General features: G+C 66.9%; 26 protein-coding genes. 17 read left to right on the top strand and 9 right to left on the bottom strand.

What is annotated here, in order from left to right:
- Positions 1-20 precede the first annotated feature (20 nt).
- Genes ACFVTM_RS14915 through ACFVTM_RS14905 form a run of 3 tightly spaced genes read left to right on the top strand, consistent with a single transcriptional unit; the run spans position 21 to position 3039 of the window.
- A complete protein-coding gene (locus tag ACFVTM_RS14915) occupies positions 21-998 on the top strand; it encodes an NAD-dependent epimerase/dehydratase family protein (protein ID WP_390204262.1) in 978 nt (325 codons plus the stop codon).
- Positions 995-1900, top strand: coding sequence for a 5-dehydro-4-deoxyglucarate dehydratase (locus ACFVTM_RS14910; RefSeq protein WP_390204260.1), 906 nt, complete (start codon positions 995-997; stop codon positions 1898-1900). The genes ACFVTM_RS14915 and ACFVTM_RS14910 overlap by 4 nt, the downstream gene beginning before the upstream one ends.
- The gene (locus ACFVTM_RS14905; RefSeq protein WP_390204259.1) at positions 1900-3039 is read left to right on the top strand and encodes a mandelate racemase/muconate lactonizing enzyme family protein; all 1140 of its coding nucleotides are present in this window, start codon (positions 1900-1902) and stop codon (positions 3037-3039) included. Before ACFVTM_RS14910 ends, ACFVTM_RS14905 begins: the two co-directional genes overlap by 1 nt.
- 89 nt (positions 3040-3128) lie before the next feature.
- Here the strand turns inward: ACFVTM_RS14905 and ACFVTM_RS14900 are convergent, their stop codons facing one another.
- Genes ACFVTM_RS14900 through ACFVTM_RS14890 form a run of 3 tightly spaced genes read right to left on the bottom strand, consistent with a single transcriptional unit; the run spans position 3129 to position 7689 of the window.
- On the bottom strand, positions 3129-4238 hold the full coding sequence (locus tag ACFVTM_RS14900; protein ID WP_390204313.1) for a M24 family metallopeptidase: 1110 nt from the start codon (positions 4236-4238) through the stop codon (positions 3129-3131).
- Between the two features lie 20 nt (positions 4239-4258).
- Positions 4259-6406 (bottom strand): DUF6807 family protein, encoded by a 2148-nt coding sequence (locus tag ACFVTM_RS14895; protein ID WP_390204258.1) that lies wholly within the window; start codon positions 6404-6406, stop codon positions 4259-4261.
- A gap of 2 nt (positions 6407-6408) precedes the next feature.
- Positions 6409-7689 (bottom strand): dienelactone hydrolase family protein, encoded by a 1281-nt coding sequence (locus tag ACFVTM_RS14890; protein ID WP_390204256.1) that lies wholly within the window; start codon positions 7687-7689, stop codon positions 6409-6411.
- 332 nt (positions 7690-8021) lie between these two features.
- Here ACFVTM_RS14890 and ACFVTM_RS14885 point away from each other — a divergent pair, with 332 nt between their 5' ends.
- The 6 genes from ACFVTM_RS14885 (at position 8022) to ACFVTM_RS14860 (ending at position 13695) form a co-directional block, all read left to right on the top strand.
- A complete protein-coding gene (locus tag ACFVTM_RS14885) occupies positions 8022-8966 on the top strand; it encodes a carbohydrate ABC transporter permease (protein ID WP_390204255.1) in 945 nt (314 codons plus the stop codon).
- Positions 8959-9912, top strand: coding sequence for a carbohydrate ABC transporter permease (locus ACFVTM_RS14880; protein ID WP_390204254.1), 954 nt, complete (start codon positions 8959-8961; stop codon positions 9910-9912). The genes ACFVTM_RS14885 and ACFVTM_RS14880 overlap by 8 nt, the downstream gene beginning before the upstream one ends.
- A 267-nt stretch (positions 9913-10179) precedes the next feature.
- A complete protein-coding gene (locus ACFVTM_RS14875; RefSeq protein WP_390204253.1) occupies positions 10180-11532 on the top strand; it encodes an ABC transporter substrate-binding protein in 1353 nt (450 codons plus the stop codon).
- A gap of 327 nt (positions 11533-11859) precedes the next feature.
- Positions 11860-12972, top strand: coding sequence for a 3-deoxy-7-phosphoheptulonate synthase (locus tag ACFVTM_RS14870; protein WP_390204252.1), 1113 nt, complete (start codon positions 11860-11862; stop codon positions 12970-12972).
- 198 nt (positions 12973-13170) lie between these two features.
- Positions 13171-13392, top strand: a complete 222-nt coding sequence (locus ACFVTM_RS14865; protein WP_223980874.1) for a helix-turn-helix domain-containing protein — start codon at positions 13171-13173, stop codon at positions 13390-13392.
- Between the two features lie 204 nt (positions 13393-13596).
- Entirely contained in the window at positions 13597-13695 is a 99-nt protein-coding gene (locus ACFVTM_RS14860; protein ID WP_003792170.1) for a 30S ribosomal protein bS22, read from the top strand.
- A gap of 205 nt (positions 13696-13900) precedes the next feature.
- Here ACFVTM_RS14860 and ACFVTM_RS14855 read toward each other — a convergent pair whose 3' ends face one another.
- Positions 13901-14719 carry an HAD family hydrolase gene (locus ACFVTM_RS14855; protein WP_390204250.1) on the bottom strand — a complete coding sequence of 273 codons (819 nt, stop codon included), beginning with the start codon at positions 14717-14719 and terminating at the stop codon, positions 13901-13903.
- 157 nt (positions 14720-14876) lie between these two features.
- On the opposite strand from ACFVTM_RS14855, the gene ACFVTM_RS14850 reads away from it, so the two are divergent.
- Both ACFVTM_RS14850 and ACFVTM_RS14845 read left to right on the top strand, forming a co-directional pair.
- Positions 14877-15149 carry a glutaredoxin family protein gene (locus ACFVTM_RS14850; protein WP_390204248.1) on the top strand — a complete coding sequence of 91 codons (273 nt, stop codon included), beginning with the start codon at positions 14877-14879 and terminating at the stop codon, positions 15147-15149.
- 74 nt (positions 15150-15223) lie between these two features.
- Entirely contained in the window at positions 15224-15919 is a 696-nt protein-coding gene (locus tag ACFVTM_RS14845) for a redox-sensing transcriptional repressor Rex (protein WP_390204246.1), read from the top strand.
- Between the two features lie 51 nt (positions 15920-15970).
- On the opposite strand, the gene ACFVTM_RS14840 is transcribed toward ACFVTM_RS14845, so the two are convergent.
- From ACFVTM_RS14840 to ACFVTM_RS14830, 3 genes are all read right to left on the bottom strand, one after another.
- Complete coding sequence (locus tag ACFVTM_RS14840; protein WP_390204245.1) at positions 15971-16768, bottom strand: hypothetical protein; 798 nt, start codon at positions 16766-16768, stop codon at positions 15971-15973.
- A gap of 240 nt (positions 16769-17008) precedes the next feature.
- The gene (locus ACFVTM_RS14835; protein ID WP_390204243.1) at positions 17009-17743 is read right to left on the bottom strand and encodes a hypothetical protein; all 735 of its coding nucleotides are present in this window, start codon (positions 17741-17743) and stop codon (positions 17009-17011) included.
- Between the two features lie 175 nt (positions 17744-17918).
- A complete protein-coding gene (locus tag ACFVTM_RS14830) occupies positions 17919-18467 on the bottom strand; it encodes a YceI family protein (RefSeq protein WP_390204241.1) in 549 nt (182 codons plus the stop codon).
- 213 nt (positions 18468-18680) lie between these two features.
- On the opposite strand from ACFVTM_RS14830, the gene ACFVTM_RS14825 reads away from it, so the two are divergent.
- Genes ACFVTM_RS14825 through ccsB form a run of 5 tightly spaced genes read left to right on the top strand, consistent with a single transcriptional unit; the run spans position 18681 to position 23655 of the window.
- Positions 18681-19346 (top strand): histidine phosphatase family protein, encoded by a 666-nt coding sequence (locus ACFVTM_RS14825; RefSeq protein WP_390204239.1) that lies wholly within the window; start codon positions 18681-18683, stop codon positions 19344-19346.
- A gap of 2 nt (positions 19347-19348) precedes the next feature.
- Complete coding sequence (locus ACFVTM_RS14820) at positions 19349-19969, top strand: TlpA family protein disulfide reductase (RefSeq protein ID WP_390204237.1); 621 nt, start codon at positions 19349-19351, stop codon at positions 19967-19969.
- Positions 19970-19982: 13 nt separating this feature from the next.
- Entirely contained in the window at positions 19983-20738 is a 756-nt protein-coding gene (locus ACFVTM_RS14815) for a cytochrome c biogenesis CcdA family protein (protein ID WP_390204236.1), read from the top strand.
- A complete protein-coding gene (locus ACFVTM_RS14810; RefSeq protein ID WP_390204235.1) occupies positions 20738-22543 on the top strand; it encodes a cytochrome c biogenesis protein ResB in 1806 nt (601 codons plus the stop codon). Before ACFVTM_RS14815 ends, ACFVTM_RS14810 begins: the two co-directional genes overlap by 1 nt.
- Complete coding sequence (ccsB, locus tag ACFVTM_RS14805) at positions 22543-23655, top strand: c-type cytochrome biogenesis protein CcsB (protein WP_390204234.1); 1113 nt, start codon at positions 22543-22545, stop codon at positions 23653-23655. Before ACFVTM_RS14810 ends, ccsB begins: the two co-directional genes overlap by 1 nt.
- A gap of 434 nt (positions 23656-24089) precedes the next feature.
- On the opposite strand, the gene ACFVTM_RS14800 is transcribed toward ccsB, so the two are convergent.
- Both ACFVTM_RS14800 and ACFVTM_RS14795 read right to left on the bottom strand, forming a co-directional pair.
- On the bottom strand, positions 24090-24911 hold the full coding sequence (locus ACFVTM_RS14800) for a hypothetical protein (RefSeq protein WP_390204233.1): 822 nt from the start codon (positions 24909-24911) through the stop codon (positions 24090-24092).
- 642 nt (positions 24912-25553) lie between these two features.
- Entirely contained in the window at positions 25554-26003 is a 450-nt protein-coding gene (locus ACFVTM_RS14795) for a PLD nuclease N-terminal domain-containing protein (RefSeq protein WP_390204232.1), read from the bottom strand.
- A gap of 131 nt (positions 26004-26134) precedes the next feature.
- Between ACFVTM_RS14795 and ACFVTM_RS14790 the strand changes: the two genes are divergently transcribed.
- Complete coding sequence (locus ACFVTM_RS14790; RefSeq protein WP_390204230.1) at positions 26135-26458, top strand: DUF4229 domain-containing protein; 324 nt, start codon at positions 26135-26137, stop codon at positions 26456-26458.
- The last annotated feature ends 109 nt before the right edge of the window (positions 26459-26567 follow it).

The following is a 26567-nucleotide window of genomic DNA, read 5'->3' as shown; positions in this document are numbered from 1 at the left end:
CGAGTAAGGACCGGATAACCATGAGCAGGATATTTGTCACCGGCGGTTCAGGCCGCCTGGGGCGCAGCGTTGTTGCCGGCCTGGCGGCCGCTGGCCACCAGGTCATCTCGGTCGACCGCGAGGCCGTGCCGGCCGCGCAGCTGCCCGACGGCGTCGAGCAGCGCAGTGCCGACCTTCTGACCCAGGGGGAGTCCTTGCGCCTCCTTCGCGAAACAGCACCCGACGCCGTCGTGCACCTTGCGGCGATCGCCGTACCGTTCAGCGCGCCAGAAGACGTCATCCTCAGTACCAACACGAGGCTGGCGTACGCCGTCATCAGCGCCGCGACCGAGCTGCGCATCGGCAAGATCATCACGGCAAGCAGCCCCACCGTGCTGGGCTACGGCTCACCCGCAGGCTGGCTGCCGGACAGCTTTCCCGTGGACGAAGAAACCACGCCCCGGCCCTGGAACGCCTATGCGCTGTCCAAGCTCATCGCCGAACAGACCGTGCAGATGTTCGCCGCCGCCCAGGGGGACGCAATCCGGTACGCGGCCTTCCGGCCGTGCTACGTCATTTCGCCGGAAGAATGGGCCGGCGCTCCCACCCAGCAGGGCCACACGGTCCGCGAGCGGCTGGACGACCCGGCGCTGTCCGCGCCGGCCCTGTTCAACTACGTGGATGCGCGGGACGTGGCGGACTTCCTGGACCTGCTGCTTGCGAAGATGGACACCATCCCCAACGGCCAGACCTTCTTCGTGGGGGCCGCCGACGCGCTGGCCACCGCACCGCTGTCGGAGCTGTTGCCGCAATTCCTGCCCGGCAGCTCCCACCTTGCCGCCGGACTCGAGGGCGCCAGCCCCGCGTTCTCCATCGCCAAGGCCGGTGAACTTCTCGGCTGGAAGCCGCGGCGAAGCTGGCGGACCGAGCTTGCCCAGCCAGCCAATGCTTTGCCCCTCAATGATGAGAACCCCGACGCGCTGGTCGCGGCCGGAACAGGATCCAAGGAGACCCCATGAAATTCGACGGCGTACTGTTCTTTCCCGTCACACCCTTCACACCGGAGGGGGACGTGGACGTGGATGTCCTCAAGGAGCACATTGCGTCCCGCCTTCCGTACGGCCCCGGCGGTGTGTTCCCCGCCTGCGGAACCGGTGAATTCCACGCCCTGAGCATTGACGAGGTGCGCACCGTGGTGGTCGCCGCCGTCGAGGCCGTTGCCGGCCAGGTGCCGGTTGTTGCCGGTGCCGGCGGTCCCCTGGGCCACGCGCTCGCCGCCGCCCGCGCCGCCGGGGAAGCGGGGGCGGACGCCCTGCTGGTCCTCCCGCCGTACCTCGTCACCGGACCCACAGACGGCCTCGTGGCGTATATCGAAGCGGTGGCGGCTGCCAGCAGCCTGCCGGTGATCGTCTACCACCGCGGGAACGCCAAATACACGGCGGCATCCATGGCACGCCTGGCCGCGAACCCCAAGGTGATCGGCTTCAAGGACGGCCTTGGGGACGTGGGGCTGGCGCAGGAGATCGTCACTGCAGTCGCCGCCACAGGACGCAAGGACTTCCTGCTCTTCAACGGACTTCTTACGGCCGAACTCACCCAGGGCGCCTACCGTGGCCTGGGCATCCCGCTCTACTCGTCGGCCGCGTTCGCCATGGCCCCGGAAATCGCCAAGGCCTATTACGATGCCTACACCTCCGGCGACGAGGACCGGCGGCAAGCCCTGCTGGAAGGCTTCTACGCCCCGCTGGTCCGGCTGCGCGACCAGACCCCCGGGTTCGGCGTCTCCCTCATCAAGGCCGGTCTCCGCCTGGGCGGCCTACCGGTGGGACCGGTCCGTGCGCCGCTGGTGGACCCTTCTGACGACCAGTTGGTCCAGCTCAAGTCCATCCTTGCCAAGGGCTACGAGCTGGCCGGCCGCTAATGGGATCGCCAGTTGTCGAAGAGCCAGTTGCAGCAAAGCCAGTTGCCGCAGCGCCGGCCGCCGAAGCCGTGCGGACGCTGCCCCGGATCACGGGTCTCTCCACCCGCCACCTGACGGTTCCGCTCCTGCGGAGCTGGGGCAATGAGGCGCCGGAGAACCATGTGATCGTCACCGAAATCCACACGGACGACGGCGGCGCGGGGCACGGGTTCTCCTGGACGCCCACCATCGGCCCGCAAGCGGTCAAGGCCCTCCTGGACTTCGACGTCGCGCCCTTCATCGGGGGGCTCCACGCCAGTCCCGAGGGAGTGTGGGACCAGCTGTGGAAGCGGCTGCACGAGGTCGGCGGCGGAGGACTCACCACCATCGCCATGGCCGGAGTGGACCTTGCGCTGTGGGATCTGCAGGCCCGGCGAACCGGCACCTCGGTCACCGGGCTGCTGGGGCAGCGCCAGGATTCGGCGGAGGTGTATGGGTCCGGCGTGAACCTGCACTACTCCCTCGAGGAGCTCGTGGCGCAGGCGGAACGCTGGGTGGCGGCCGGGCACAACGCCGTCAAGATCAAGGTGGGCAAGCCAGACATCCGGGAGGACGCCGAACGCGTTGCCGCCGTCCGGACGGTGCTGGGGCCACGCCGGAAGCTCATGATCGACGCCAACCAGCGCTGGGACCTGCCCGCCACATTCCGCGCCCTGGAGGTACTGGGGGAGTTTGACCTCGAATGGCTGGAGGAGCCCCTCCGGGCGGACGACCTCTGGGCCTACCGCAGGCTGCGGAAACACTCGCCCGTGCCGATCGCACTCGGCGAGAACCTGCACAACATCTACCGCTTCCGTGACTTCATCGAGGCCGGGGCGGTGGACATCATCCAGCCCAACATCATCCGGGTCGGCGGCATCACCCCCTTCCGGCGCATCGTGGAACTGGCCCGCGCCCACAGCATCAGGGTCATGCCGCACCTGCTGCCGGAACTGTCCGGCCAGCTCGCGCTGGCCATGGCCGAACCCACCATGGTGGAGGACGTCGAGGATGCCTCCTTTGAACAGCTTGGCGCGCTGGACGGACCGTCACCTGTGCAGGTCCGCAACAGCCGGCTCACGCTCGCCGGCCGGCCCGGGCTGGGGTTCGCCTTCAACTGACCTGCCCTGTGCCGCGATGGCGGGAGCTCGCGCTCCTGCCATCGCGGCACAGTAGCTTCAGCGGCACCGGGTTAGCGCTCGCGCGACGGTCATAGCTGCAGGGTCAGCGGGCGCCGGATTCCGTTCACCACGGCCACAGGCCAGCGCGGATCCACGCTGAGGACGGCGATGCCGGACTCCGTCAGCTGCACCGTATCCTCGATCTTCACCCCCGGTCCCGAGGGGTTCCACGTAAAGGTCTGGTTGAGGACCACTGTCTCCTCGGTGGAAGGAGTGGCGCGGGGGTCCCGGCCCGCATAGCCCGCCGGGCCGCCCTGATGGTGGAGGGCCCACTGGCCGGCTCCGAAACCATGCCGGCCATAGGCCTCCCGGATTTCGGCGAAAACGCCGTTCAGCCGGGCACCCGGAACGGTCGCATCAAAGACATCGGCCTCAACTGCGGCGATCCGGGCTTCGGCGTCGAGCTCCGCCGGCGTCCCGGCGTCGAACCTGACCCAGCGGGTCACGTTGGCCACCAATCCGTTCCGCCGCGCGCAGACCACGGCCATGGCCCGCCGCCCGAGTGGGGAGTGCGTAGGAAGTGGATGCCGGAATTCGCTGCGTTCGGCTCCGTTGCAGAGGAGCACCAACGGCTCAGCTCCCATGGCAACGATCCGTGCAGCCAGGGCCGAGCCCACGCCAAACTCGGTGGTTTCGGGCGTCGCCTCCGAGAGAACGTCGGTCAACGCGGCAGCTGTTTCGGCACAGAGCATGGCGTACCGGGCGCTTTCGCCGGGCAGGAATTGCTGCCGCGCAGCCCTCAGCTCGGCAGCGACTTCAGCCTCGGCCAGGGGGGCGCCGCCGGGCGCCAGCATGGCCGCAGCGGCATGCAGCTGCCCGTGCCAGGGCACCGAGTGGAGCGCGACGCCGTCGGGCAGTTCCTCGGCGGCGATCCGGGCGGCCTCGTTGTTGAACGTGAGCAGGTGGTCGCCGTCGCCGTCCACCAGCATCGCCGCGATGGGATCTCCGGCAAGGCTGATGTGGACCCGGCTCCCGTCCAGGTACCAGGTCAGCGCCGTGTTGGTGGTGAGCAGGAGGGAGTCCCGGCCTGATTCGGCCAGGACGTCCAGCACGCGCTGCCTCTTGATTGCGCGGTCGGCCTTGTTCCCCGGAGTGGCAGGAGTGGCCCCGCCGCCCGGTTCCTCGGCTGTGGCTGTCATGGTGGTGTTGACGGTCGTGTTCATGCAGATTCCCCCAAAGTCGTGATGAGCTGTTCGATGTCCGGCGTGGACAGGAGGCCGTCGGCCACCAGCACGGTGACCCTTCGGCGAAGCGGGTTGCCGTGGCTGGCCGTGGCCGCGTGTTCCCACGCAAGGGACAGGCCGACGCCGGGATACCCCGCCACGCGGACGAACCACGGATCGTTCGCTGGTGTCGTCCCCGCCGTCTGGGGCAGGAACACGAGGGTGGCGGGACCGCCGTCGGACTCTCCCTTCCGGAAATCGCCGGACCACGCCAGCCAGGGAGCCTCGGGACGTGGCAGGGCGCCGTGCACCGCGTCTTCACCTTCCGCGATTGCGGTCCACACCCTCGCCTCGGCGACGGCCGGAAGGCGCCAGAAGAAGCCGCCGTAGCCGCCCTGGGGCCTGCCGTTGGAACCGGGGCTGCCGAGAGCGACCGGACCAGGTCCGGCCGGGGTGAGTTCGAAGTCGAGGGTCAGCCGCCAACTGGAGGGCCCGACGGCGGCCCAGCTCCAGTTCCGCTGCTCGCTGAGGAGGGGAGCGTCGGGCCCGGTGGAGCCGCGCTCCGCCAGCCAGCTCAGGGTTTCGGTCCGCCACCCGCCGCGGTTCTCGCCCGATTCCCCGGCTGCCACCGCGAGCGTGGCGATCCGGCCGTGGTCCTTGCGCCAGACGTAAGCCCCGGCGTTGCGGGTGTACGTGCGCCCGCCCCAGAAATTGACGCCGTCCACGTCCTGGATGGCAACGCCCGCGCCGAGGTGCCACACATGGTCCTCGGGCATGTGATCGGTAACCACCGTGCCGGCCAGGGTGCTGACCGGATGGAGGTAGGGCCGGGGCGAGGACGTCGGCCGGATCCGGCTGCCGTCTGCCGGCCGCGCCACCACTTTTCCGTGCATCGTGAACGCCGGAAGCGGGCCTGCTGCTCCGGGCAGTTCCCTGGCCCAGGGCGTGCCGAGCTCGGCGAAGGTTGCCTGCGCCGCCGCGGCCCTGCGCACCAGCTGGCCGATGCCGTGGACAACAGGACGGGCGTCGTCGCCATCGCCTTCCCACGTGACATGCTCGGCGCCGATGCCTCGGGGAGGTTCCGCTGTCCGGATTGCCTCAAGCACCCTCATGAAAGCACCGTTGCCGGCCAGCGGGCTCAGCAGGGCTGCATCGGGGTTGCTGGAACGGCGGGCCGCCAGCAGGTTCTCCACCAGGTCGGTGCGGCCAAACGTCTGCGTGCGCTCGCCGTCGGGTGTCGAAACCGTCAACCGGTCCTCGGTGTAGAAGAATTCCGCCTGCCCCTTGCTGCCGTGGATGGTCACCGACGGGGCGGTCTGTTCGTCGGCGCACAGCGTCAGGGCGCACAGCAGGACCGTTCCCGCGGCGGTGCGCACCCGGATGACGGACGTGTCGTCGCTTTCGGTCGCGTGTGCGCGGTAGAGATCCGTCTCCACGGCCGCGACGTCGGCCGCCCGGGCCGCACCGGCGATTCTCAGTCCGGTGGCCACCGCATGAGCCAGCGCGTTGGTGGCGACACCGTCCACCACGTCCGTGCCGTCCAGGCTGCGCTTGCCCGCCCAGCGGGAACGTTTGAAATAGCCGGTGGTGCGCACCCAGGTGCCCACGGCGCTGACACCCCGGACATCACCGATCTCGCCGTCCGCCACCAGCCGGTCCAGGGCGGGCAACGCATGCGAACCGAGGCTCTGGAAGCCGACCTGGACCAGGCGGTCCGCCTCGTCAGCGGCGGCCAGCACCTCGTTGAACTGGGCCAGGGAGGCCATGGGCGGTTTCTCCACATAGACGTCGGCACCCGCTGCGAGGGCGGCGAGGGCCAGCGGGGCATGTGTCTGGATGGGCGTGGCCAGGATGACCACATCCGGTGCCGGCCCGACGGCCAGGAGCTCCGCCAGCGACGAGAACGTGGCCACGCCTGCGGCCAGGGTGCCCTCGGCCGGGGGCCGCGGGTCCGCGACGGCTACGACGTCTACAAGGTTGAGCGCGGCGAGGCGGGCCAGGTTCTCCAGATGCCGGGCACCGTAGCCGTGGGCGCCCACGAGTGCGACCCGCGGCGCCGCGGGATGAACGGCCGCCGGAGTGTCCGGAGACGTGTCCGGATGAGGGACTGTGGGCGCCGAAGCGCTGGGGGAGGGGCGTGTCATGTCTATCCGTCCTGGCTGGGTGGCTGAGAAGGGACCGGGGCGACGCCCGCGGACCGTGAAGCGGGCAGGGAACCGGACAGCAAACGGGACAGCGAACCAGACAACGACCAGGACAGCGAATCGGCCAGGAAGCGCGCGGCCTCGTCCTGCATATCGGTGCTGAAGGCGTGTCCTCCCGGCCAGAAGCTCCCGGTGTGCTGGCCAGGCGCCAGCTGGCCGCGGAGCGTTGCGTCGGCGTCGCGCATGCCGTTCGCCGGGAACAGTTCGTCGTCCAGCGCGTACTGGACCAGGAGGCGGTCCGCCGTCGAGCGCCCCGCCAGCTCCGGATATTCGCCAAGCCGTGAAAGGCCCGGCGTCTGCAGCAGCCACGAGTGGGCCTCCAGGTATGCCGGGAACAGCGAGCGGTAAGTGGTCATCATGCACGACACCGCGCAAGCCCGGACCCGCGGGCTGACTGTGGCCAGCATGAGGGACCGGCTGCCGCCTCCGGAGAAACCGGCCGTGCCCAGGCGTCCAGGGTCCACGCCCGGAAGACCCGCCAGGACGTGGAGGGCCGCAAGGTCGTCGTGGGCCACCATCCCCGCGAAACTTGTGCCCAGCAGGCCTGCCGCCTTCGCCACGGTGTCCTCGTGCGCCGCCGCGGCGGCGTCGTACTCCTCCGTTTCGGAAGGCACGACGCCGGCCTCACGCCACAGTGCCTTGCGGCCCTCGACGGCGGCGGACAGGCGCCACGGGGTCGTGCCGAGCTCAAAGCGGCGGCTGCCCCAGGAGAAGGTGTCGTGGGCCAGGACGGCGAAGCCCCGGGATGCCAGCCAGGCGGCAAGGGGCCCGCCGCCGTAGAAGCGCCGCTGAAGATCCGCGTTCGTCTTCCCTGCACCGGTTTCCGCAGAAGACGCACCGGGGACTGCGCCTGCAGGCAGCAGGCGCTCCGCGCCGACCGACTTGATGCCTGCATGGCAGTGAAGCGCAAGGACCCCTGGCAGGGGGCCGGACGCCCCGGCGGGACGCAGGAACCAGGCGCGGGTGCGGGGACCGAAGCCCAACTGCCAGCTGACCCGGGAAATCGTGACGCCGTCGTGCGTTTCCGCCGACTCCAACACTGCGTGCGGAGCCTCGGGAACGGCCGGAACGCCGAGGGCGTCGGCCAGTTCCTGCGAAGGCGCGGACTCTGCAATGTGGCGCGGGCGGGAACGCATGAAGGCAGGCCAGTCCTCGTAGCCGCCGATGGCGCTTGGCCGCGGCACGTCATCTGGTGCCGCGTCATCCATCAGACCTGAATTCATCGGCTCGGCCTGCCGGGTGCAAACATGGTTATCCTGCCTCTCGCAGCCGCTCTTATCCGGAGTTGACCGAATTCAGAAAACGCTTTCTCAAAAATTAGCAAAAGGGTGTACAGGGGTCAAGAAAGCGTTTACTTTGGTACAAAGCCGCTGTTGGCCCGGTCCCTCCGGAAGCCAGACAGACGGGAGGTGCTGGATCTCTTCGGCGCAGCCCGGGGCGGCGAGGGCACTTCACCCAGCACGCCGTGGAAGGCCACGATGACCAAAGGAGACCACATGGCCGCACAGCATCACCGCGGGACGCCGGACAGCGTCCGTACACCGAGGGGCGGGCGATGAGCGCTATCAGCGAACTGTCCTCCATGGGCCGGCGGAAAGGTCCGGTCACAGCCGAGGAAAAACGCGCCAACCGCCGCGACAACAAGGCGGCCTACATCTTCCTGCTGCCGTGGCTGATCGGCCTGGTGGCCATCACTGTCGGCCCCATGATCATGTCCCTCTACCTGTCCTTCACGGACTACAACCTGCTGCAGCCCCCGGAATGGATCGGGCTGGATAACTTCACCCGCATGCTGGGGGATGCGCGGCTCCACAATTCGCTGCGGGTGACCTTCACCTATGTGCTGATCGGAGTTCCGCTGCAGCTGGCCGTGGCACTTCTCATTGCCCTGGTGCTGGACAAGGGTCTCCGCGGCCTGCCGTTCTACCGCTCCATTTTCTACTTGCCGTCCCTGCTGGGAGGCTCCGTCGCCGTCGCCATCCTCTGGAAGCAGATCTTCGGAACGACCGGCCTGGTGAACCAGGTGCTGGCCATGTTCGGGATCACCGGGCCGGGCTGGATCTCGGACCCGTCCACTTCGCTCGGTTCCATCATCCTGCTCCACGTCTGGACCTTCGGCAGCCCCATGATCATCTTCCTTGCCGGGCTGCGCCAGATTCCGAACATGTACTACGAAGCCGCCGAGGTGGACGGGGCCACCACGCTCCAGAAATTTTGGCGGATCACGTTGCCGATGCTGAGCCCCATCATCTTCTTCAACCTGGTCCTGCAGATCATCGGCTCCTTCCAGTCCTTCACCCAGGCGTTCATCGTCTCGGGAGGCAACGGCGGGCCCTCCGACTCCACCATGTTTTTCACGCTCTACCTGTACCAGAAGGGATTCGGCCAGTTCGAGATGGGTTATGCCTCGGCGATGGCCTGGGTCCTGCTGGTGATCATCGGCGCTTTTACGGCCATCAACTTCATCGCTTCAAAGTATTGGGTGTTCTACGATGACTGATCTACAGACCTTGCCGGCTCCGGAGAAACTGCCGTCCACCGGAGGGAAATCGCGGGGCAGGGGCCCCAGGGGCGGCGGCAGGAAACGCGAATCCCGCGGCACGCTCGCGTTCAGCCGCAGCGCGCGCCTCAAAGCCATGGCGAAGCATGCCGTACTGATAATCGCCGGCGGCATCATGATTTACCCGTTGCTGTGGATGGTGGTTTCATCCCTGCGGCCCAACGAGCTGATTTTCCGCGATCCCGGTCTCTGGCTGAGCACCCTGGAGATGGGCAACTACACCGACGGATGGTCGGCCCTGACCCACCCGTTCGGGCACTACATGCTCAATTCGGCGGTGGTGGTGCTCGGGTCCATCCTGGGCAACCTGATCTCCTGCTCCATGGCCGCCTATGCTTTCGCCCGGCTGCAGTTCAGCGGCAAGAAACTGTTCTTCGGGATCATGCTGCTGACCATCATGCTGCCGTTCCACGTGATCATCGTGCCGCAGTACATCCTCTTTTCCCAGATCGGCTGGGTGAACACGTTCTGGCCGCTCATTGTGCCCAAGCTTCTCGCGACGGACGCATTCTTCGTTTTCCTCATGGTGCAGTTCATCCGCGGCATTCCCACGGAACTGGATGAGGCGGCGCGGATCGACGGCGCCGGCCACCCCCGCATCTTCCTGCGGGTCATCCTGCCCCTGATGGTCCCGGCTCTCGCCACCACCACGATCTTCACCTTCATCTGGACCTGGAACGACTTCTTCGGCGCCCTGATCTACCTCACTGATCCCGAGATGTTCACTGTGCCGGTTGCCCTGCGGGCCTTCGTGGACTCGCAGTCTGCGACAAGCTGGGGCTCGCTCTTCGCGATGTCCATTGTGTCCCTGCTGCCCGTGTTCCTGGTGTTCCTGTTCGGCCAACGGTTCCTCATCAAGGGAATCGCGACGACCGGAATCAAGTAAGCGTCCATGCGGCGCCGGACCGCACGCGTCCGGTGGCTGGCTTGCGCTCCCGGCCCTGCCTGTCGTTCATGCCGGAGGGCGGACCTGCCAGTAATGGTTCCGTAAAATCAGACCGGAAAGCTACTTGTAGTACAAGTAGGTTGCTTGTATGATCAGTTTTCAGAAAGCGCTTTCCCGACTCGCTTCAGCCGTCAGCCCGGCACGCAAAGCCGCCACTGGCCTTCAACCCATGTCAGCTTTCAAGATCAAAGAAGATCGGAGAATTCAGTGCCATTTTCCCGCCCATCCAAAACCGCCAACCCAGGCGAGACAAGATCCACGAAGTCGGCGCGAAGGTTGCGCCGGACCGGCGCGGTGGCCGCAGCGGCCGCCGTCGTCCTCGCCCTCAGCGCCTGCGGCGGTGGAGCCGCCCCCACCAGCGCCGACGGCAAAGTAGAACTGCGCTTTTCCTGGTGGGGAGGTGACAAGCGGGCGCAGCTGACGCAGTCTGCAATCGCCGCCTTCGAAGCGGAGAACCCGAACATCAGGATCAAGCCGGAGTTCGGCGACTGGAGCGGATACTGGGACAAGCTCGCCACCCAGATGGCCGCCAATGACGCCCCGGACATCATCCAGATGGACGAAAAGTTCATCACGGAATACTCCACCCGCGGGGCACTTCTCGACCTGTCCAAGTACGACGTCGACACCTCCAAGTTCGATGAAGCAGCGCTCAACGCCGGCAAGGGAAGCAAAGGCCTCACCGGCATCGCGGCCGGCATCAATGCCGCCACGATCCTCGCCAACCCGGCAGTCTTCAAGGCGGCCGGAGTACCACTGCCCGACGATGCCACGTGGACGTGGGAGGACTTCGGACGCATCGCGGCCGAGGTGACCGCGAAGTCGCCCAAGGGCACCTATGGTGCGGCAGCCTATGGAACGGACGAGGCCTCCCTGGGTGTGTGGCTCCGCCAGGACGGAAAGTCGCTGTACACCGCGGACGGCAAACTCGGATTCGAATCGGGGGACATTGCGTCGTGGTGGTCGCTCCTGAAGGAACTGAGCGCGAAGAAGGCTGTGCCGTCGGCGTCTGAAGTGGTGGAAGCCGAGGCTGCGCCGCTGGACCAAAGCGGCCTGGCGACCGGAAAGAACGGCATGGCCTTCTGGTGGTCCAACCAGTTGCCCGCGCTTGAGAAGGCGGCGGGGAGCGAGTTGAAGATCCTCCGCATGCCGTCCAAGACGGGACATGCTGCGGACAGCAAACTTTGGTACAAGGCGTCCCAGTTCTGGTCGGCGTCGTCCCGGACCAAGCACCCCGAGGAGACGGCCAAGTTCATCAACTTCCTGGCCAACAACGTCAAGGCCGGCGAAGCCCTGCTTGCCGACCGCGGGGTGGCGCCGAACTCCGACGTGCGCGAGGCCATCGCCCCGAAACTGACTCCGGCGGACGTCAAGGTGGTGGGCTTCATCGACCAAATCAAGGGCGAGCTCGGCGAGGCTCCGGCCCCGCCGCCGAAGGGTGCGGGCGCCATCCAGGAAATCGTTAAGCGGTACACCTCCGAGGTCCTGTTCGACAGGCTCTCGCCGGAAGAAGCCGGCCAAAAGGCCGTGGACGAAATGAAATCCGCCATTAGCAGCTAGCGGCAGCGGCGCCGCCCTGCTCAAGATGTGCCCCCACCGGATCCCATCCGGTGGGGGCACATCTGCGTTGTTGGCAGCCATGTGACGGGGAAAATGACACGCCTGAGGCGGGAGATTTGCCCCCGGCCGCGGCTCCGGGCTATGGTCGACGCTATGACTAACCGTTGGTATGCGTATTTTTCGTTGGCTCTGGAGGGGCCCGCGTCTAACTGACACGCATCCAACTTTCCTTCAGAGCCAACAGGGCAGAGATCATTCTCTGCCCTTCGCCATTTCTCCGGCGGGTTCTGATCAGGGCCCGCTCCGCATCCGGAACAGGACCCGAAAATGAGCATCGAAGCAGCAGCCGACACCCAGCACTCCACCTCGAACCTGCGCGTCAGCGAGTTCACCCCGCTGCCCACCCCGCAGGACCTCATGGCCGAACTGCCGCTTGAGGCGCGGATGGCGGACGTGGTCGGGCGGGGCCGGGACGAGGTCCGGGCCATCATGGACGGCGTGGACAACCGGCTGCTCGTCATCGTTGGCCCCTGCTCCATCCACGACCCCAAGGCCGGGCTGGAATACGCCCGCCGGCTGGTCAGCCAGGCCGAGAAGCACCGCGAAGACCTGCTGATCGTCATGCGCACGTACTTCGAGAAGCCGCGCACCACGGTGGGCTGGAAGGGCCTGATCAACGATCCCCGGCTGGACGGCAGTCACGACATCGCGGCGGGCCTGCGCGCGGCCCGGGCCTTCCTGCGGCAGGTCACCGCCCTCGGACTGCCCACCGCCACCGAGTTCCTCGAGCCCATCAGCCCCCAGTACGTCGCGGACCTCGTCGCCTGGGGCGCGATCGGTGCCCGCACCACGGAGAGCCAGATCCACCGCCAACTGGCCTCCGGGCTGTCGATGCCGATTGGCTTCAAGAACGGCACCGACGGGGACCTCCAGGTGGCGCTGGATGCGTGCAGCGCCGCGGCCGCCGCCCAGGCGTTCCTCGGGATCGACGACGACGGCCGGGCAGCGCTCGTGGCCACCGCCGGCAACCCGGACACCCACATCATCCTCCGCGGCGGACGCAAGGGACCCAACTACTCCGCCGCCGACGTTGAAGCGGCGTCCGCCAAGCTGGCCGCGAAGCAGTTGAACCCCCGCCTGATCGTGGACGCCAGCCATGCCAACAGCGGCAAGAACCACCACCGCCAGGCCGAGGTCGCCCTCGAAATTGGCTCCCAGCTGGAAAGTGCCGGAGCCGCTGCCGGGGCCATCGCCGGCGTCATGTTGGAGAGCTTCCTGGTGGGCGGGGCGCAGAACCTTGACGTCGCCGTGCCCGCCGCGGATCGGGACGAGCTGGTCTACGGCCAGAGCGTCACGGATGCCTGCATGGACTGGGACGTGACGGCGTCGGTCCTCAGCCAGCTGGCCGCCTCGGCCCGCACGCGCCGGACGCGTTCCTGAGGAAGGAGCGGCGGTGCTGGTGCTGCCGGGAATTTCGAGATTCCTGCGGAAATCGTGTGGGGATTCCTGAGGAAGCCTTTCACATTGGCACCATGAGCAACTAGTGTTGCTAACACATGGTTGTTTGATGGCTCAGCATCGGCACACCGCCATGTCACCAGGTGGGGCTGCCGTTCGCTGGAGCAAAGGAATAGGGAAATGTCTACGGAGGCCAACTTCTCCAAGGCCCGTTTTTTGACCGTGGCCGAGGTCGCGGAACTGATGCGGGTATCAAAAATGACCGTGTACCGTCTTGTACATTCTGGGGAGATGCCGGCCGTGCGGTTCGGCCGCTCTTACCGGGTGCCGGAAAACGCCGTCGAACAGTACCTCAAGGGTGCCGTCGTCGACCGGAGTGACGGCCAGGCCGGGACTGGCTGAACAGTCCGCGGCAACATTCGCAGGGTGTATCGACTGCTTTGGGCCCGCACCTGACCCGCGGTCGTAGGGTGCCTCGCAGAGGCGGTACCCTGTTAAGGAACGTTTTACGTCATTGTAAGAACCTGTCAGTTGTTTCAGTCTGCAGCCTAGCCCGCGGACCCTTCCCAACAGGCAGGTACTGCATCTAGCCGGTAAGGAACTTTCGTGGGTTCAGTTATTAAGAAGCGTCGCAAGCGTATGGCCAAGAAGAAGCACCGCAAGCTGCTTCGCAAGACGCGCCACCAGCGTCGCAATAAGAAGTAGCAATACTTCGCACTGCATGAAATGCCCGTTGCCTTCCAGGCGGCGGGCATTTTTCTTGCCTTCTTGCCGCCCGGTCTTCTTGCTGCCGTCTCCTTGCTGCCGTCCTTTTGCTGCACCGGAAGCGGACTTGGGCTGCGGAAATGGACGACGGCGGCCCGGATCCGCGGCGCGCGTGTCCGGAACCGCAGCGGAAAAGTTGCCGGGCCTAGCGGCTGGGGCCGCGGAAGCGGGAGAACCCCCGCCACAGGCCATAAATGACCCCGCCGACCGTCGCGGCCTTGAACCCCAAAGTGGCGGCGCGCCGGCCGGAGCGGAAATCGTAGACCGGCCAGTTGTGCTCGCGGGCGTAGCGGCGCAGCTTCGAGTCCGGATTGATGGCCACGGGGTGCCCCACCATGCTCAGTAGCGGGATGTCGTTGTGGGAATCGCTGTAGGCCCAGCAGCGGCTGAGGTCCAGGCCCTGCTCCTCGGCAATCTTTTGGACCGCGACCGCCTTGGCCGGGCCGTGGAGGATCTCTCCCACCAGCCGCCCCGTGTAGGAGCCGTCCAGGATCTCGCCCACCGTGCCCAGGGCCCCGGTGAGGCCCAGCCGGGCCGCGATAACAGTGGCCACCTCGATCGGCGTCGCCGTGACGAGCCATACTTTGCGCCCGACCCGGAGATGCTGCTCGGCCAGGGCCTTGGCCCCCGGCCAGATCCGCGACTCGATCATCTCGTCGTAGACCTCTTCGCCCAGGGCCTCGATGTCGCTGGCAGTGATGCCGGCGGCGAGCGTCAGGGCGGAATCGCGGACGGCATGGACGTCATCCATGTTTTCGCCGCGCAGCACGAACATGAACTGTTTCCAGGCGAAACCGGCAGCCTGCCGCAGTGTGAAGGCGCCGCGCTGGTGAAGCTTGCGGGCGACGTGGAAAAGGCTTGCGCCCTTCATGAGGGTGTTGTCGACGTCGAAAAATGCGGCCTCGCCGTGCTGCGTCGATGCAGCAGGCTCACTGGCCACAGTGACGTATTTCTCCTCGGGCATGCCACGAGTCTAGTCAATGACCGGCCCCCGTACGCTTCCGGGGGCGGGCGACGCCGCGGCAGGACCGCCCCGGTCCCGGCCGGTGGCTCCTTTACCGGCTTCAGGGTCCTCTGCGCCGCGCGTCGACGCGGATGCGGCCACGGGCTACGGTGGTTGCATGGCCGAACCCGCGTCTTTGCCCGATGTAGTGCTGATCACCAAAGCTGACTGCCACCTGTGCGCGGAGGCGCGCGCCGCCGTCGGCCGCGTCACGGCTGCGCTCGGAATCGACTGGTCGGAGCAGACAGTGGACCACGACGCCGGGCTGCGTGAACGCTTCGCCGAGGAGATCCCGGTGGTGCTGGTGAACGGTGTCCAGCGGGATTTCTGGAAGATCGACGAGGCCCGCCTGACACGGACCCTGCAGCGGATCCTGAGCCAGCCGTCCTGACGCCCGCCTGCTTTGTTGCGCGGTGCACGGGGGCTCTAGAGTGGGAAGCACAACGCGACGCAATGGAGCAGATAGTGACTTCGCTGGATTCATTTTCCGAGGCTGTGCCCGGGGGAGCCGGAACTGCCGCCAAACAGATACCCCCCGCGGCCGTGGCCCGGTTGACCATCTATCTGCGCGCCCTGACCACGCTGCTGGCCGACGGGGTGGACCGCGTCTCCTCCGAGTCGCTGGCCGAGGCCTCCGGAGTCAGTTCCTCAACGCTGCGCAAGGACCTCTCCTACGTCGGCTCCTACGGAACCCGGGGTGTCGGCTACGAGGTCCAGTACCTGAACCGCAACATCGCGGCCGCACTCGGGCTGACCCATGACTGGAAAGTCGCGATCGTCGGTGCCGGCAACCTGGGCAAAGCCCTGGCCCGGTACGGCGGATTCGAGTCGCGGGGCTTTGACATTGTGGCAATATTCGACGCCGACCAGATGGTGGTGGGCAGCGAGGTCGGCTGGCTGCGGGTCAGCGACGCCGCCGACCTTGAGCCGGTACTGCAGCGAACCGGTGCCAATATGGTGGTCCTGGCCCTGCCCGCCGCGGTGGCCCAGGACGTCTGCGACCGCGTGATTGCCGCCGGCGTGCGGAGCATCCTCAGCTTCGCGCCGGTGATGCTGCAGGTCCCTCCGGGGGTCAACCTCCGCAAGGTGGACATGGCCACTGAACTGCAGATCCTGGCTTATCACGCACAAAGGGCGCAGGATCCGGAGGACGCCGACTAGGTTCGGCCAGGCCTTCCGGTTCCCGCGCCCGCTGCACGGTTCTCTGTGCGGCTACTTCCCGAAGGGGGCTCCGGGCTGCCCGAAGGGGTTAGCGAAGGACTGCCGCTTCTGGAAATAGGGCGAGGTTGCGGGCAGGTACAGCAGGATGATCGCCGCGATGCCGACCAGTGCCGCGAGGGTGGCAAGGCTGAGCGGGACGATGTTGAACACTGACAAGGCGGCGAACACGGTGCCCAGGATCCGAGCCCAGTTCTTGCCCTTGCGGACATTGAATGCGACGAGGGCGTAGAGCCCGGCGCTGATGACGGCGAACACTACGATGGTGCCGATCAGGACGCCCCTGATGGATTCGAAATTGACGCTCGTGCCGCTCGATGCCATCTGCTGCTCGAACATGTCCCGGACGGCTGGTGTGTCCAGGGTTCCGAGCGACACGAGCATGGAGACGACCCAGAGGGCCCCGGCCGCGATGATCAGCCAGAACGACGTGTTGACAAGCTGGGGGACTGCGCCCGGAGCCTGCGGCTGTTGGGAGGGGTACTGGGCATAGGGGGACTGGCCGTAGGCCGGAGGCTGCTGGCCGTACTGCGGCGCGTTCTGGCCGTAGGCCGGCGGGGTCTGCTGGCCGTATTGCGGGGCGTTCTGGCCGTAGGCCGGCGGGGTCTGCTGGCCGTATTGCGGGGCGTTCTGGCCATACGCGGGAGGGGCCTGCTGGCCGTACTGCGGCGCCTGCGGGGCGTTCTGGCCAAACTGCGGGGCCTGCGGCGCGTTCTGGCCGAACTGGGGAGTGGCTTCTCCGCCCGGCTCGGAGCCGTTCGGAGGTGGTGGCTGGACTGGAGGGTTGCTCATGAAGCGGTCCTTTGCGTGTCGATACACTGAATCGGCCACCGGGACCAGCGCTCCTGCCCTGCCCCCAGCATGGTTTAGCTCAACCGTACCGCGGGCGGCCCGCCGTGTGGATCATTCCGGAGAGGTATTCTCAACCCGCATTCGAACTACGGAACGGCCACGGCACGGACGCTGCCTGGCCGGTCCCAGGGATGCGATGGCGCCGCCAGTATTGGCCAGAATTCCTCGGGAGCGGCGGCCCTAGATTCGGCCCCGGTTGGCGACAAACCAGGCCTGTGAGTTCGGCAGCCACATGAGCACGGTGGCCACCAGGCTGATGAGGAAGCCCGGCAGGCTTCCACCGCCCCGCCCGTCGGCGACGCCAGCACTGATGACCGCCAGCACCAAGGAGATGCCGACAAGAATAGTGAGGGCGAAGCGGGCCCACTCCCGGCCTTCCTTCATTTTCATCGCCAGGAGGATCTGGGCCGTGGCCAGTGCAAGGGCCACGATGACAAGCACCAGCACCAGGAGCCCGATTGGCGGCGCGAAGGCGATCAGGACGAAAGACCCGAACAACCCGATGATTCCACCAAGGAGGCCCAGGAGGCCGCCGATAAGCCAGATCCAGTACGAGACCTTCAGCTCGGTGGGCATCGCAGCGACCTTGAACATACCGGAGAGACCGCCTACAGGCAGGGCATCGCTGAAGTTCCTGGGACGGTCAGTGGGCATCTCGAAACGGAATCCGCCCGAAGACGCAGGCTGCCCCTGATAGCCCGGCGGCTGCCCCTGGTAGCCCGGCGGCTGCCCCTGGTAGCCCGGCGGGGGAGCCTGGTACCCCGCCGGCGGGGCCTGGAATCCGGGCTGGCCCTGGTATCCCGGAGCGGGCGGCTGGTTGGCCGGCGGCTGCCCTTGGACGGCGGGAGGGACGTTGCCCGACGCGGGAGGTTGTGCGCCCGGCTGCTGCGGCGGTACATCACTCGGGTTGCTCATGGCTCTCACTGTAGACCGCCGATTCCTTGTTATCTAGGGAGTTATCTAGGGACTCTCCGGCCTGTCGCGGCACCCGCAAAGTGGTGGCGGAAACAGCAGCGCCCCGCTTCATCACAAGGATGAAGCGGGGCGCTGGAACAGGTTACCGGCGTCGGCCGGTGGCTCTGTCTGCTGACTAGGCTGCCGGAGCGATGAAAGCCAGTTCCAGGTTGATGGCAACCTTGTCGCTGACCAGCACGCCGCCGGCTTCGAGAACGGCGTTCCAGGTCAGGCCGAAGTCCTTGCGGCTGATGGTGGTTTCGGCGGAGAGGCCGGCGCGGGTGTTGCCGAACGGATCGACGGCCACGCCGTTGAATTCGGTCTCGAGGGCCACGGGGCGGGTGATGCCCTTGATGGTGAGGTCGCCCTGGAGTTCGTAGGCGTCGCCCTTGGGGACGATTGTGCTGGAGACAAAGGAGATCTCCGGGAACGACTCGACGTCGAAGAAGTCTTCGCCGCGGACGTGGCCGTCGCGGTTGGCGTCGCCGGAGTCGAAGCTGGCCGTCTTGATCGAGGCATTGACCTTGGAGTCAGTGACGTTCTCGGCGAGATCCAGGGTGGCTGCGGCGTCGGTGAACTGGCCGCGGACCTTGCTGATGCCGGCGTGACGGACGGTGAAACCGATCTCGCTGTGCGACGGGTCGAGGGTCCAGATGCCGGTGGTGACGTTAGCGGGAAGTGCCATGGTGGTTCTCCTTGAGTCGGGTTGGTGCTGTGGTTGTTCGTCTGATCGTCAGTTGAAGCATCATTGGTTGAATCCTCAACTAACTGCTTCACCCAGTATAAACATGCATTTGCATCTTTTATTCCAACTCCGGGGAACATTTTTCCAAACTCTTCAGTTCTACTCCTTGTAGAAGATTTCAGATCGACCGGCATCTTTGAGAAACTGGTAGACATGCCCCAAGCCACTGTTCATTTGCTCCGCCACGGCGAGGTCCACAATCCCGATGGTGTCCTGTACGGCAGGCTGCCGGAATTCCACCTCTCCGAACTCGGCCGGGAGATGGCCCGCACGCTGGCGGAACACTTCAGTGAGCGCTCCGCCCAAGGAGCCCGGATTGTCCACCTCGCCGCGTCGCCGCTGGCGCGCGCGCAGGAGACCGCACAGCCGATCGCCGACGCCCTGGGCCTCGAGATCGCCACCGAGGCCCGCATTATCGAGGCCGCCAACTCCTTCGAGGGTATGCACGTCTCCAAGGCTGAACTGCTCCGCCCGAAGCACTGGGCCAAGCTGTACAACCCGCTCCGGCCATCCTGGGGTGAGCCGTATAAGGAACAGGCCGCACGCGTCATCGCGGCAGTCCAGGATGCACGCATCCGGGCCATCGAACTGGGCGGCAACGGGGCCGAAGCCATCCTTGTCAGCCACCAGCTGCCGATCTGGGCCACACGGCTCAGCGCCGAGGGCAGGCCGTTGTGGCACGACCCGCGCAAACGCGAATGCACGTTGACGTCCCTGACCTCGCTGGTGTTCGACGACGCCGGCGGGCTCCTGCGGGTCGACTACAGCGAGCCTGCTGCCGCCCTCCTGCCCGGTGCCGCCAGCACCCCGGGAGCCTGACCATGGCCAGGAACCGCCGCGAAGGGACCCCGCTGTCCCGCCGCCACCTCCTGACCGCCGGCGGCGCCGCGCTGGCCGCAGCGTTCGGGCTGTCCGGCTGCGCCCAGGACGATGCCCTCGCCAAGCAGGCCAAGGCCGGGGACAACAAGAACTACGTGGCCGGCGACGGGTCCGTGACCGAATTCGCCGTCGCGGACCGCAAGAGTCCTGTGGCGCTCAAGGGGACGCTGTTCGACGGTACCGCCGTCACCTCGGCGGACTTCCCCGGCAAGGTCACCGTGCTGAACTTCTGGTTCGCCGCCTGCGCCCCCTGCCGGGTCGAGGCGCCCTCCCTGGAGGCGCTGAACCAGGAGTTCAAGAGCAAGGGAGTGCAGTTCTTCGGCGTCAACCTGCGCGACGAGAAAGCCACCGCCGACGCGTTCGACAAGACCTTCAACCTGACGTACCCGAGCTTCAACGACAAGGACGGCGCCGTGCTGCTGGCCGTTTCCGGACTCGTGCCGCCCGGCGCCGTGCCCACCACGCTCGTGCTGGACAAGCAGGGCCGCGTCGCCTCCCGGGTCCTGGGCGAAATTCAGCCGGGCACCCTGAAGTCCCTCATTGCCTCCGCCGTGGCCGAGTAGCGCGGTCCGGACCGTGAACAGCCCCTTCGCCGAAGCCATCCTCAACGGATCGCTCCTGCTCGCCATTCCCGTCGCGCTGCTGGCCGGACTCGTCTCCTTCCTCTCGCCCTGCGTCCTTCCTCTGGTGCCCGGATACCTGGGCTACGTCACGGGACTGACCGGCGTCGACCTGCAGAAGCAAAGGCGCGGCCGCATGCTGGCCGGCATCGGCCTGTTCGTCCTCGGATTCTCCGTGATCTTCGTGCTGCTCGGCGGGGCCTTCGGGCAGCTGGGCAGCCTCATCACCGGCACACAGAACAAATGGATCACCCAGCTGCTGGGCGTCCTGGTGATCGTCATGGGCGTGGTGTTCATGGGCGGCTTCGGCTGGCTCCAGCGCGATGCCAAGATCCATGCCAAACCGCCGGCCGGGCTGTGGGGCGCGCCCTTGCTGGGCATCACCTTCGGGCTGGGCTGGGCGCCGTGCATCGGCCCCACCTATTCCGCCGTCCAACTGCTCAGCCTCTCCGGTGGCTCGTCGGCGGCCAAAGGGGCGTTCCTGGCGTTCGTATACAGCCTTGGGCTGGGAATCCCGTTCCTGCTGATCGCCCTGGCCGTGCGCCGCGGCATCGGCGTGATGTCCTTCTTCCGCAAGCACCGGCTCGCCATCCAGCGCACCGGCGGCGGCATCCTGGTCCTGCTCGGGATCCTGATGGCCAGCGGCGTGTGGGGCACCTGGGTCTCCGGGTTGCAGTACTGGTTCCAAACCGATGTGAAATTGCCAATCTGATGAGCGAGCGCGTGAACGTAAAGAAGAAGAAGTCCCCGAAGCCCGAGGCTGTCCTGCCCTCGCTGGGTCCGTTGGGTATGCTCCGTTGGGCGTGGACGCAGCTGACCAGCATGCGCACGGCCCTGTTCCTGCTCCTGCTGCTGGCCGTCGCCGCCGTGCCCGGGTCGCTGTTCCCGCAGCGCCCGGCCAACCCGGCCATTGTCACGCAGTACATCAAGGACCACCCGGACTACGGCAAGATCCTGGACTCGCTGCAGCTTTACGACGTCTACTCCTCGGCCTGGTTTTCCGCGATCTACATCCTGCTGTTCATCTCGCTGATCGGCTGCGTGATCCCGCGCGCCATCGCGCACTACAAGGCGATGCGCTCCCAGCCCCCGCGCACCCCCGCACGGCTGTCCCGGCTCCCCGAATACGGCACTCTGGTGCTGCCGGCCGACGCCGGGATCCCGGCGTCGGAAGCCATCTCCGATGCCGCGGAGCTGCTGAAGAAACGCGGCTACCGCGTCGACGTCCGGGACCGCGACGGCGACCGCCCCTCCCTGGGTGCCGAGCGCGGCTTCCTGAAGGAAGTCGGCAACCTCGTCTTCCACACCGCACTGATCGGCGTGCTGGTCTCGGTGGCGGCCGGCGGCCTCTTCGGCTACAGCGGGCAGCGGATCCTGGTGGAGGGTGACACGTTCGTCAACACGCTCGTCGGCTACGACCAGTTCACGCCCGGCACCAACTTCCAGAGCAGCCAGCTCCAGCCGTATTCGGTCCAGCTGGACAAGTTCGACATCACCTTCGACCGTGAGTCGAAGGGCAAGTTCGGCCAGCCCATCGACTTCGCGGCCGCCGTGACCACGAAGGAAAACCCGGGCGCGCCGGCCAAGAAGGAAGTCCTCAAGGTCAACGACCCCCTCAGCCTCGGCGGCACCAGCGTGTACCTGACGGGCAACGGCTACGCTCCCGTGGTCACCGTCCGCGACGCCGCCGGCAATATTGCCATGCAGGGCCCCGTGGTCGCCAAGCTCCAGGGCGAGAACTACTACTCTTCCGTGGTCATCAAGGTCCCGGACGCCAAGCCGGAACAGCTCGCGTTCGCCGGGTTCTTCCTGCCGACGGCCTTCGTCACAGATCAGGGCGTGTCCTTCAGCGGCGACCCGGAGCTCATCAACCCGCAGCTGAGCCTGAACTCCTACTACGGCGACCTCGGCCTGGATGCAGGTGCCCCGCAGAACGTCTTCGAACTCGACGTCAAGAAACTGACGCCGCTCAACGCCCGCAACCTGGACACCAAGGGCATCGTCCTGGCGCCCGGAGGCAGCTACACGCTGCCAAACGGCAAGGGCTCCATCAGCTTCGACGGCGTGAAGCGGTACATCGGCGTCGACATCCACCACAACCCCGGCCAGCTCTACGCCCTGATCTTCGCGCTCCTGGCCGTGGCCGGGCTGGTGACCTCGCTCTATGTGAACCGGCGTCGCGTCTGGGTCCGCACCGGCACCCACGAGGACGGCCGCACCATGGTGGAGTACGGTCTCCTGGCCCGCGGCGAAGACCACCGGCTTGCCGGGGAAGCCGCGGCCATCCGCAAACTCCTGGCCGGCGAATGGCAGCTGGCGGAGGATGCCGCGGCCGGCTCCCAGCCCGCTCCCAGCACGACGGCGGATAATGGCCGGGCGGATAACGCCGGCACGGCGATAGGCAGCACCGCAACAGGCAGCGCGGCAGACGGCGGCGCGCACGCCTCCCCTGAACAACCCGCAGAAGACTTCATCCAGTCAACAGCCGGCTCGTCCGAGTCGAAGAAGGACCAGTAATGCTGTTCTCGATCAACGAAACCATGGGCCAGTACAGCGAGCTCTTCATGCTGCTGGCAGCCGGCACGTACACGGTGGCGTTCATCGCCTTCGCCTGGGACCTGGCCAAGAGCAGCAAGATGCTGCGCGCGGTGGATCTCAAGGCCGCGGAGATCCAGGCGGATGGGACCCATGCGGCCCGCGTCCCCGTCGGCGTCGGTGCGGGGGCCGCCGGAAGCGGCAGTGACCGCTCCGATGCGGACGTCAGCGGACCTGCAGGCCGTGCGGAGCGTCCGACGTCGGCCGTCTCCGGCCGCGGGGCAGCGGCGGGTGCGGGCCAGACCGCCGACGGCAGCATGCGCTACGGCGGCGAGCGGCGTGCCCCTGCGCGGGTGGCTGTCGCGTTGACCGTCCTCGGCGCCGCCATTCATGCGGCCGGCGTGATCACCCGCGCGCTGGGTGCGGGCCGGGTGCCGTGGGGCAACATGTACGAATTCCTCACCACCGGCGCGTTCGTGGCCGTGGCCGTCTTCCTGCTGGTGCTGATCCGCCGCGATCTGCGCTTTCTGGGCACGTTCGTGATCGGCCTGGCCATCATCATGCTGGTGGCGGCGTCCATCTCCTTCTGGACGCCGGTGGGCCACTTGGTGCCGGCGCTGCAGAGCTACTGGCTGATCATCCACGTTTCGATCGCCGTGTTGTCCTCGGCGCTGTTCACCCTGACGTTCGCCATGTCCGCGCTGCAGCTCGTGCAGTCCCACCGGCAGAAGACCATCGCCGCCGGTGGTGCCGACAAGCTCGGGTTCATGCGACTCGTGCCGAACGCCCTGAGCCTGGAGAACCTCTCCTACCGCATCAACGCCATCGCGTTCGTCGGCTGGACGTTCACGCTCATGTTCGGCGCCATCTGGGCGGAGAAGGCCTGGGGCCGGTTCTGGGGCTGGGATACGAAGGAAGTCTGGACGTTCGTGATCTGGGTGGTCTACGCCGGATACCTGCACGCCCGCGCCACCCGTGGCTGGACCGGCACCCGGGCGGCCTGGCTGTCGATCGTCGGCTACCTGTGCGTGGTCTTCAACTTCACGATCGTGAACCAGTTCTTCAACGGCCTGCACTCCTACTCGGGGCTGTAGACACCAGCGGGCTGTAGACACCAGGGGGCTGTAGACACCAGCAGGCGGTAGACACCAGGGGGCTGTAGACACCAGCAGGCTGTAGACACCAGCAGAAGCGCACGATTTGCCATAGATGGCCGCTAAGCTATCCGGTTTGGCGGCCATTCGTGTCAGACGAGTGCGGTGGGGCGGCGCGAGGCGGTTAGGCCGACGTGGCACGGCATGCGGGCACTCCTCTCCGTCGGCTTGCCCCGAAGGGCCGCGAAGGAACCTGCTTAGCGGCCATTCGTGTCAGATGAGTGCAATGCGGGGCGACGTCGCGCGAGCACGTTGGCGTCGTCTCGGTTTCGGAACCGGGCCCGGAGTCCATCCCCGCTCCGTCAGTGCCGCCCGCACACGGGTGACCGCGGCCGGCTCCACCCCAGGGGCGAACGGGGTCAAATGCCATTGGGTCAATACGACAACGCGCCACCCGGCATCCCTCGCGTTCTCGTCCCGGAAGATGTCGCTGCGACGTTGGGCAGGACTGGCATGATGCCCGCCGTCGTACTGAATCGCGATCTTTCCTGTTCGTAGGAGAGGTCCGGGTCCTGGAGCCAGCCGCCGGTCTCGTCGAACATGGGGACGTTGATTCCGGGCTCGGGCAGGCCATGGCGAACCAGAAGCAGCCGGAGCTCGGTCTCTTTGGGGGAGTCCGTACCGGCGCGGATCAAGGCTCGGGCCCGCATGGCGAGCCGGTAGCCCGCCCTGCCTTGCTTCCCGGCGAGGAAGGCGTCCAGCTTGTCGATCGTGGTCAATGGATTCCTCCGCCGCAACAGGAAGTCGCCGGCAATCACCAGTTCATCGAGGCTAATTAGGCTGGCGAGATCGAACCACGTCCGCAACGGGGAAGTGCAGCTCACCCTGGTCCCGGTCGCGATCTCATCCGGTTCAAGTGACTGCTGATGGCCAACCACGTTCTTGTGCCGCACGGCGCGCTGGCCGGGCCGGCTCGTCAGGTGGACGACAGACGAGTTCCCAAAGGCCTGCGACAGCGGGAAGCCCCACAGCACTGCCGCAGACAGATGGCTCACGACCGCGCCCGTCACGGCAGTCAGGGCATGCACGCGTTCCAGCAAACCATCGGGCGCGGCAGCTGCGGCGCGCACTCCGTAGCACGGGCTGACGAGATCCCTGGCCCGGGTCCGTCGTCGGCTCAGCCCGGCAGCGCGCGCCTCGGCCACAGTGAACGGCCGGCTTCGAAGATGCGGGGGAAGGTCACTGGGCTGGCGCATACGAGCATTCTGCGCCCGCGCCGAGCTGGCTCGGAGGTTATCCACAGACCGGGCACGGTGTGGGGGAGGAGTGGGCCGTGTGAGCAGCAGGCGCGGGCGCCCGAGGGGGCGGCCATTTGACGGAGTTGGCCGCTTTGAGGCCGGGATTCCGGCCATCTGTGGCTACTAGCCGCAGCTGGTATGCCCGGGGGTTGCCGGGCGGTCGGAGATGGGTACGGGATACCGACGGAACGACGAAACGGCCATTCGAGGCCGTGATCTAACCGCAGCTCTCGACGAAGAGCCATAGGAATGCCGACGGGGCGCCGTTTGGGGGCGGTCATTTGACGGAGTTGGCCGCTTTGAGGCCGGGATTCCGGCCATCTGTGGCTACTAGCCGCAGCTGGTATGCCCGGGGGTTGCGGGGCGGTCGGAGATGGGTACGGGATACCGACGGAACGACGGAACGGCCATTCGAGACCGTGATCTAACGGCAGCTCTCGACGACGTGCCATAGGACTGCCGACGGGGCGCCGATTGGGGGCGGCCATTTGCCGGAGATGGCCGCTTTGAGGCTGGAATTCCGGCCACCTGTGGCTACTGGCCGCAGCTGGGCCGCCCGGGGGTGACAGGGGCCGCTAATGGTGACGGGATTCCGCGGGGCTACTTCGCTTCGTCAGTGCCGGGCGTTCCGGCGTCAGTTCCGGCGTCGCCGGGTTCGTGGGCGTCACCGGTGCCTGCGGTGCCGGCGGCCTCGGCGGCTTCCGCGCTGCCGGCGTCGGCCTTGCGCTCCTTGGCGTCGAGTTCGTCCTTGAGCTTCTTGAGCCTGTCGGCCTCGGCCTGGTTGCGCCGGCGGATTTCAAGGTTGCGGAGGAAGTCCGGGTCGTCGTCGGGCGCTACCGGGTGGCTGTAGGCGACGGGGGCGGTGTCCGTGGCGCGGGGCCGCCCAATGATGAACCACAGGATGGCGCCGACCACGGGAAGGAGGATCTGGACAAAGACCCAGGACGTCTTGGAGATCCCTCTGGTCAGCCGCGCGTCAGTCCGGATGAGGTCGACCAGTCCATAGACAAACACGACCAGTATGACGATCGGAACCACTACACGGAGCATACCTTCAGTCTAGCCGTCGGGCGGCCCGACGGCGTGGGTCACTGTGTGCAGGCGCGGGCCACCCGCACTACCGGCGCGTGCGGGGATAAGGGCCGAAGCGTGGCCGCCGTCCTGGCGGCTAAACTTGTGGGGTGGCTTTCCTTAAATACACCCTGATTCGGCTGGCGCTGTTTGCTCCCTTGTTTGCGCTTTTCCTCTACTTGCAGCTGGGAGTGCTCCTGGCCGCGCTGTGTGCCGGGATGATGTCCTTCGCTGTCAGTTTCCTGTTCTTCCAGAGGCAGCGCGACGCGGCCACCGCAACGCTGCACCACCGGTTCTCGGGCAAGGCCAAGCCGCTGCGCAGCGCCGGCGAGGTGGCCGACGCCGAGGCCGAAGACCGCCTCGTGGACGCGAACCCCGACATTGCCGTCCGCACGGACCACCGCCCCAAGGACTCGCAGCAGCCCGGGGCCTAGAACCCAGCCCTGCCTAGAACCCGGACCCGGTTAGAACCCGGACCCGGTTAGAACCCGGACCCGGTTAGAACCCGGACCCGGTTAGAACCCGGACCCGGTTAGAACCCGG

The sequence above is a fragment of the Arthrobacter sp. NPDC058130 genome, assembly GCF_042884475.1.
Taxonomy (GTDB): domain Bacteria; phylum Actinomycetota; class Actinomycetes; order Actinomycetales; family Micrococcaceae; genus Arthrobacter.
Note: the sequence above shows the minus strand (reverse complement) of the source record. Positions and strands in the feature narration are given on the sequence as shown.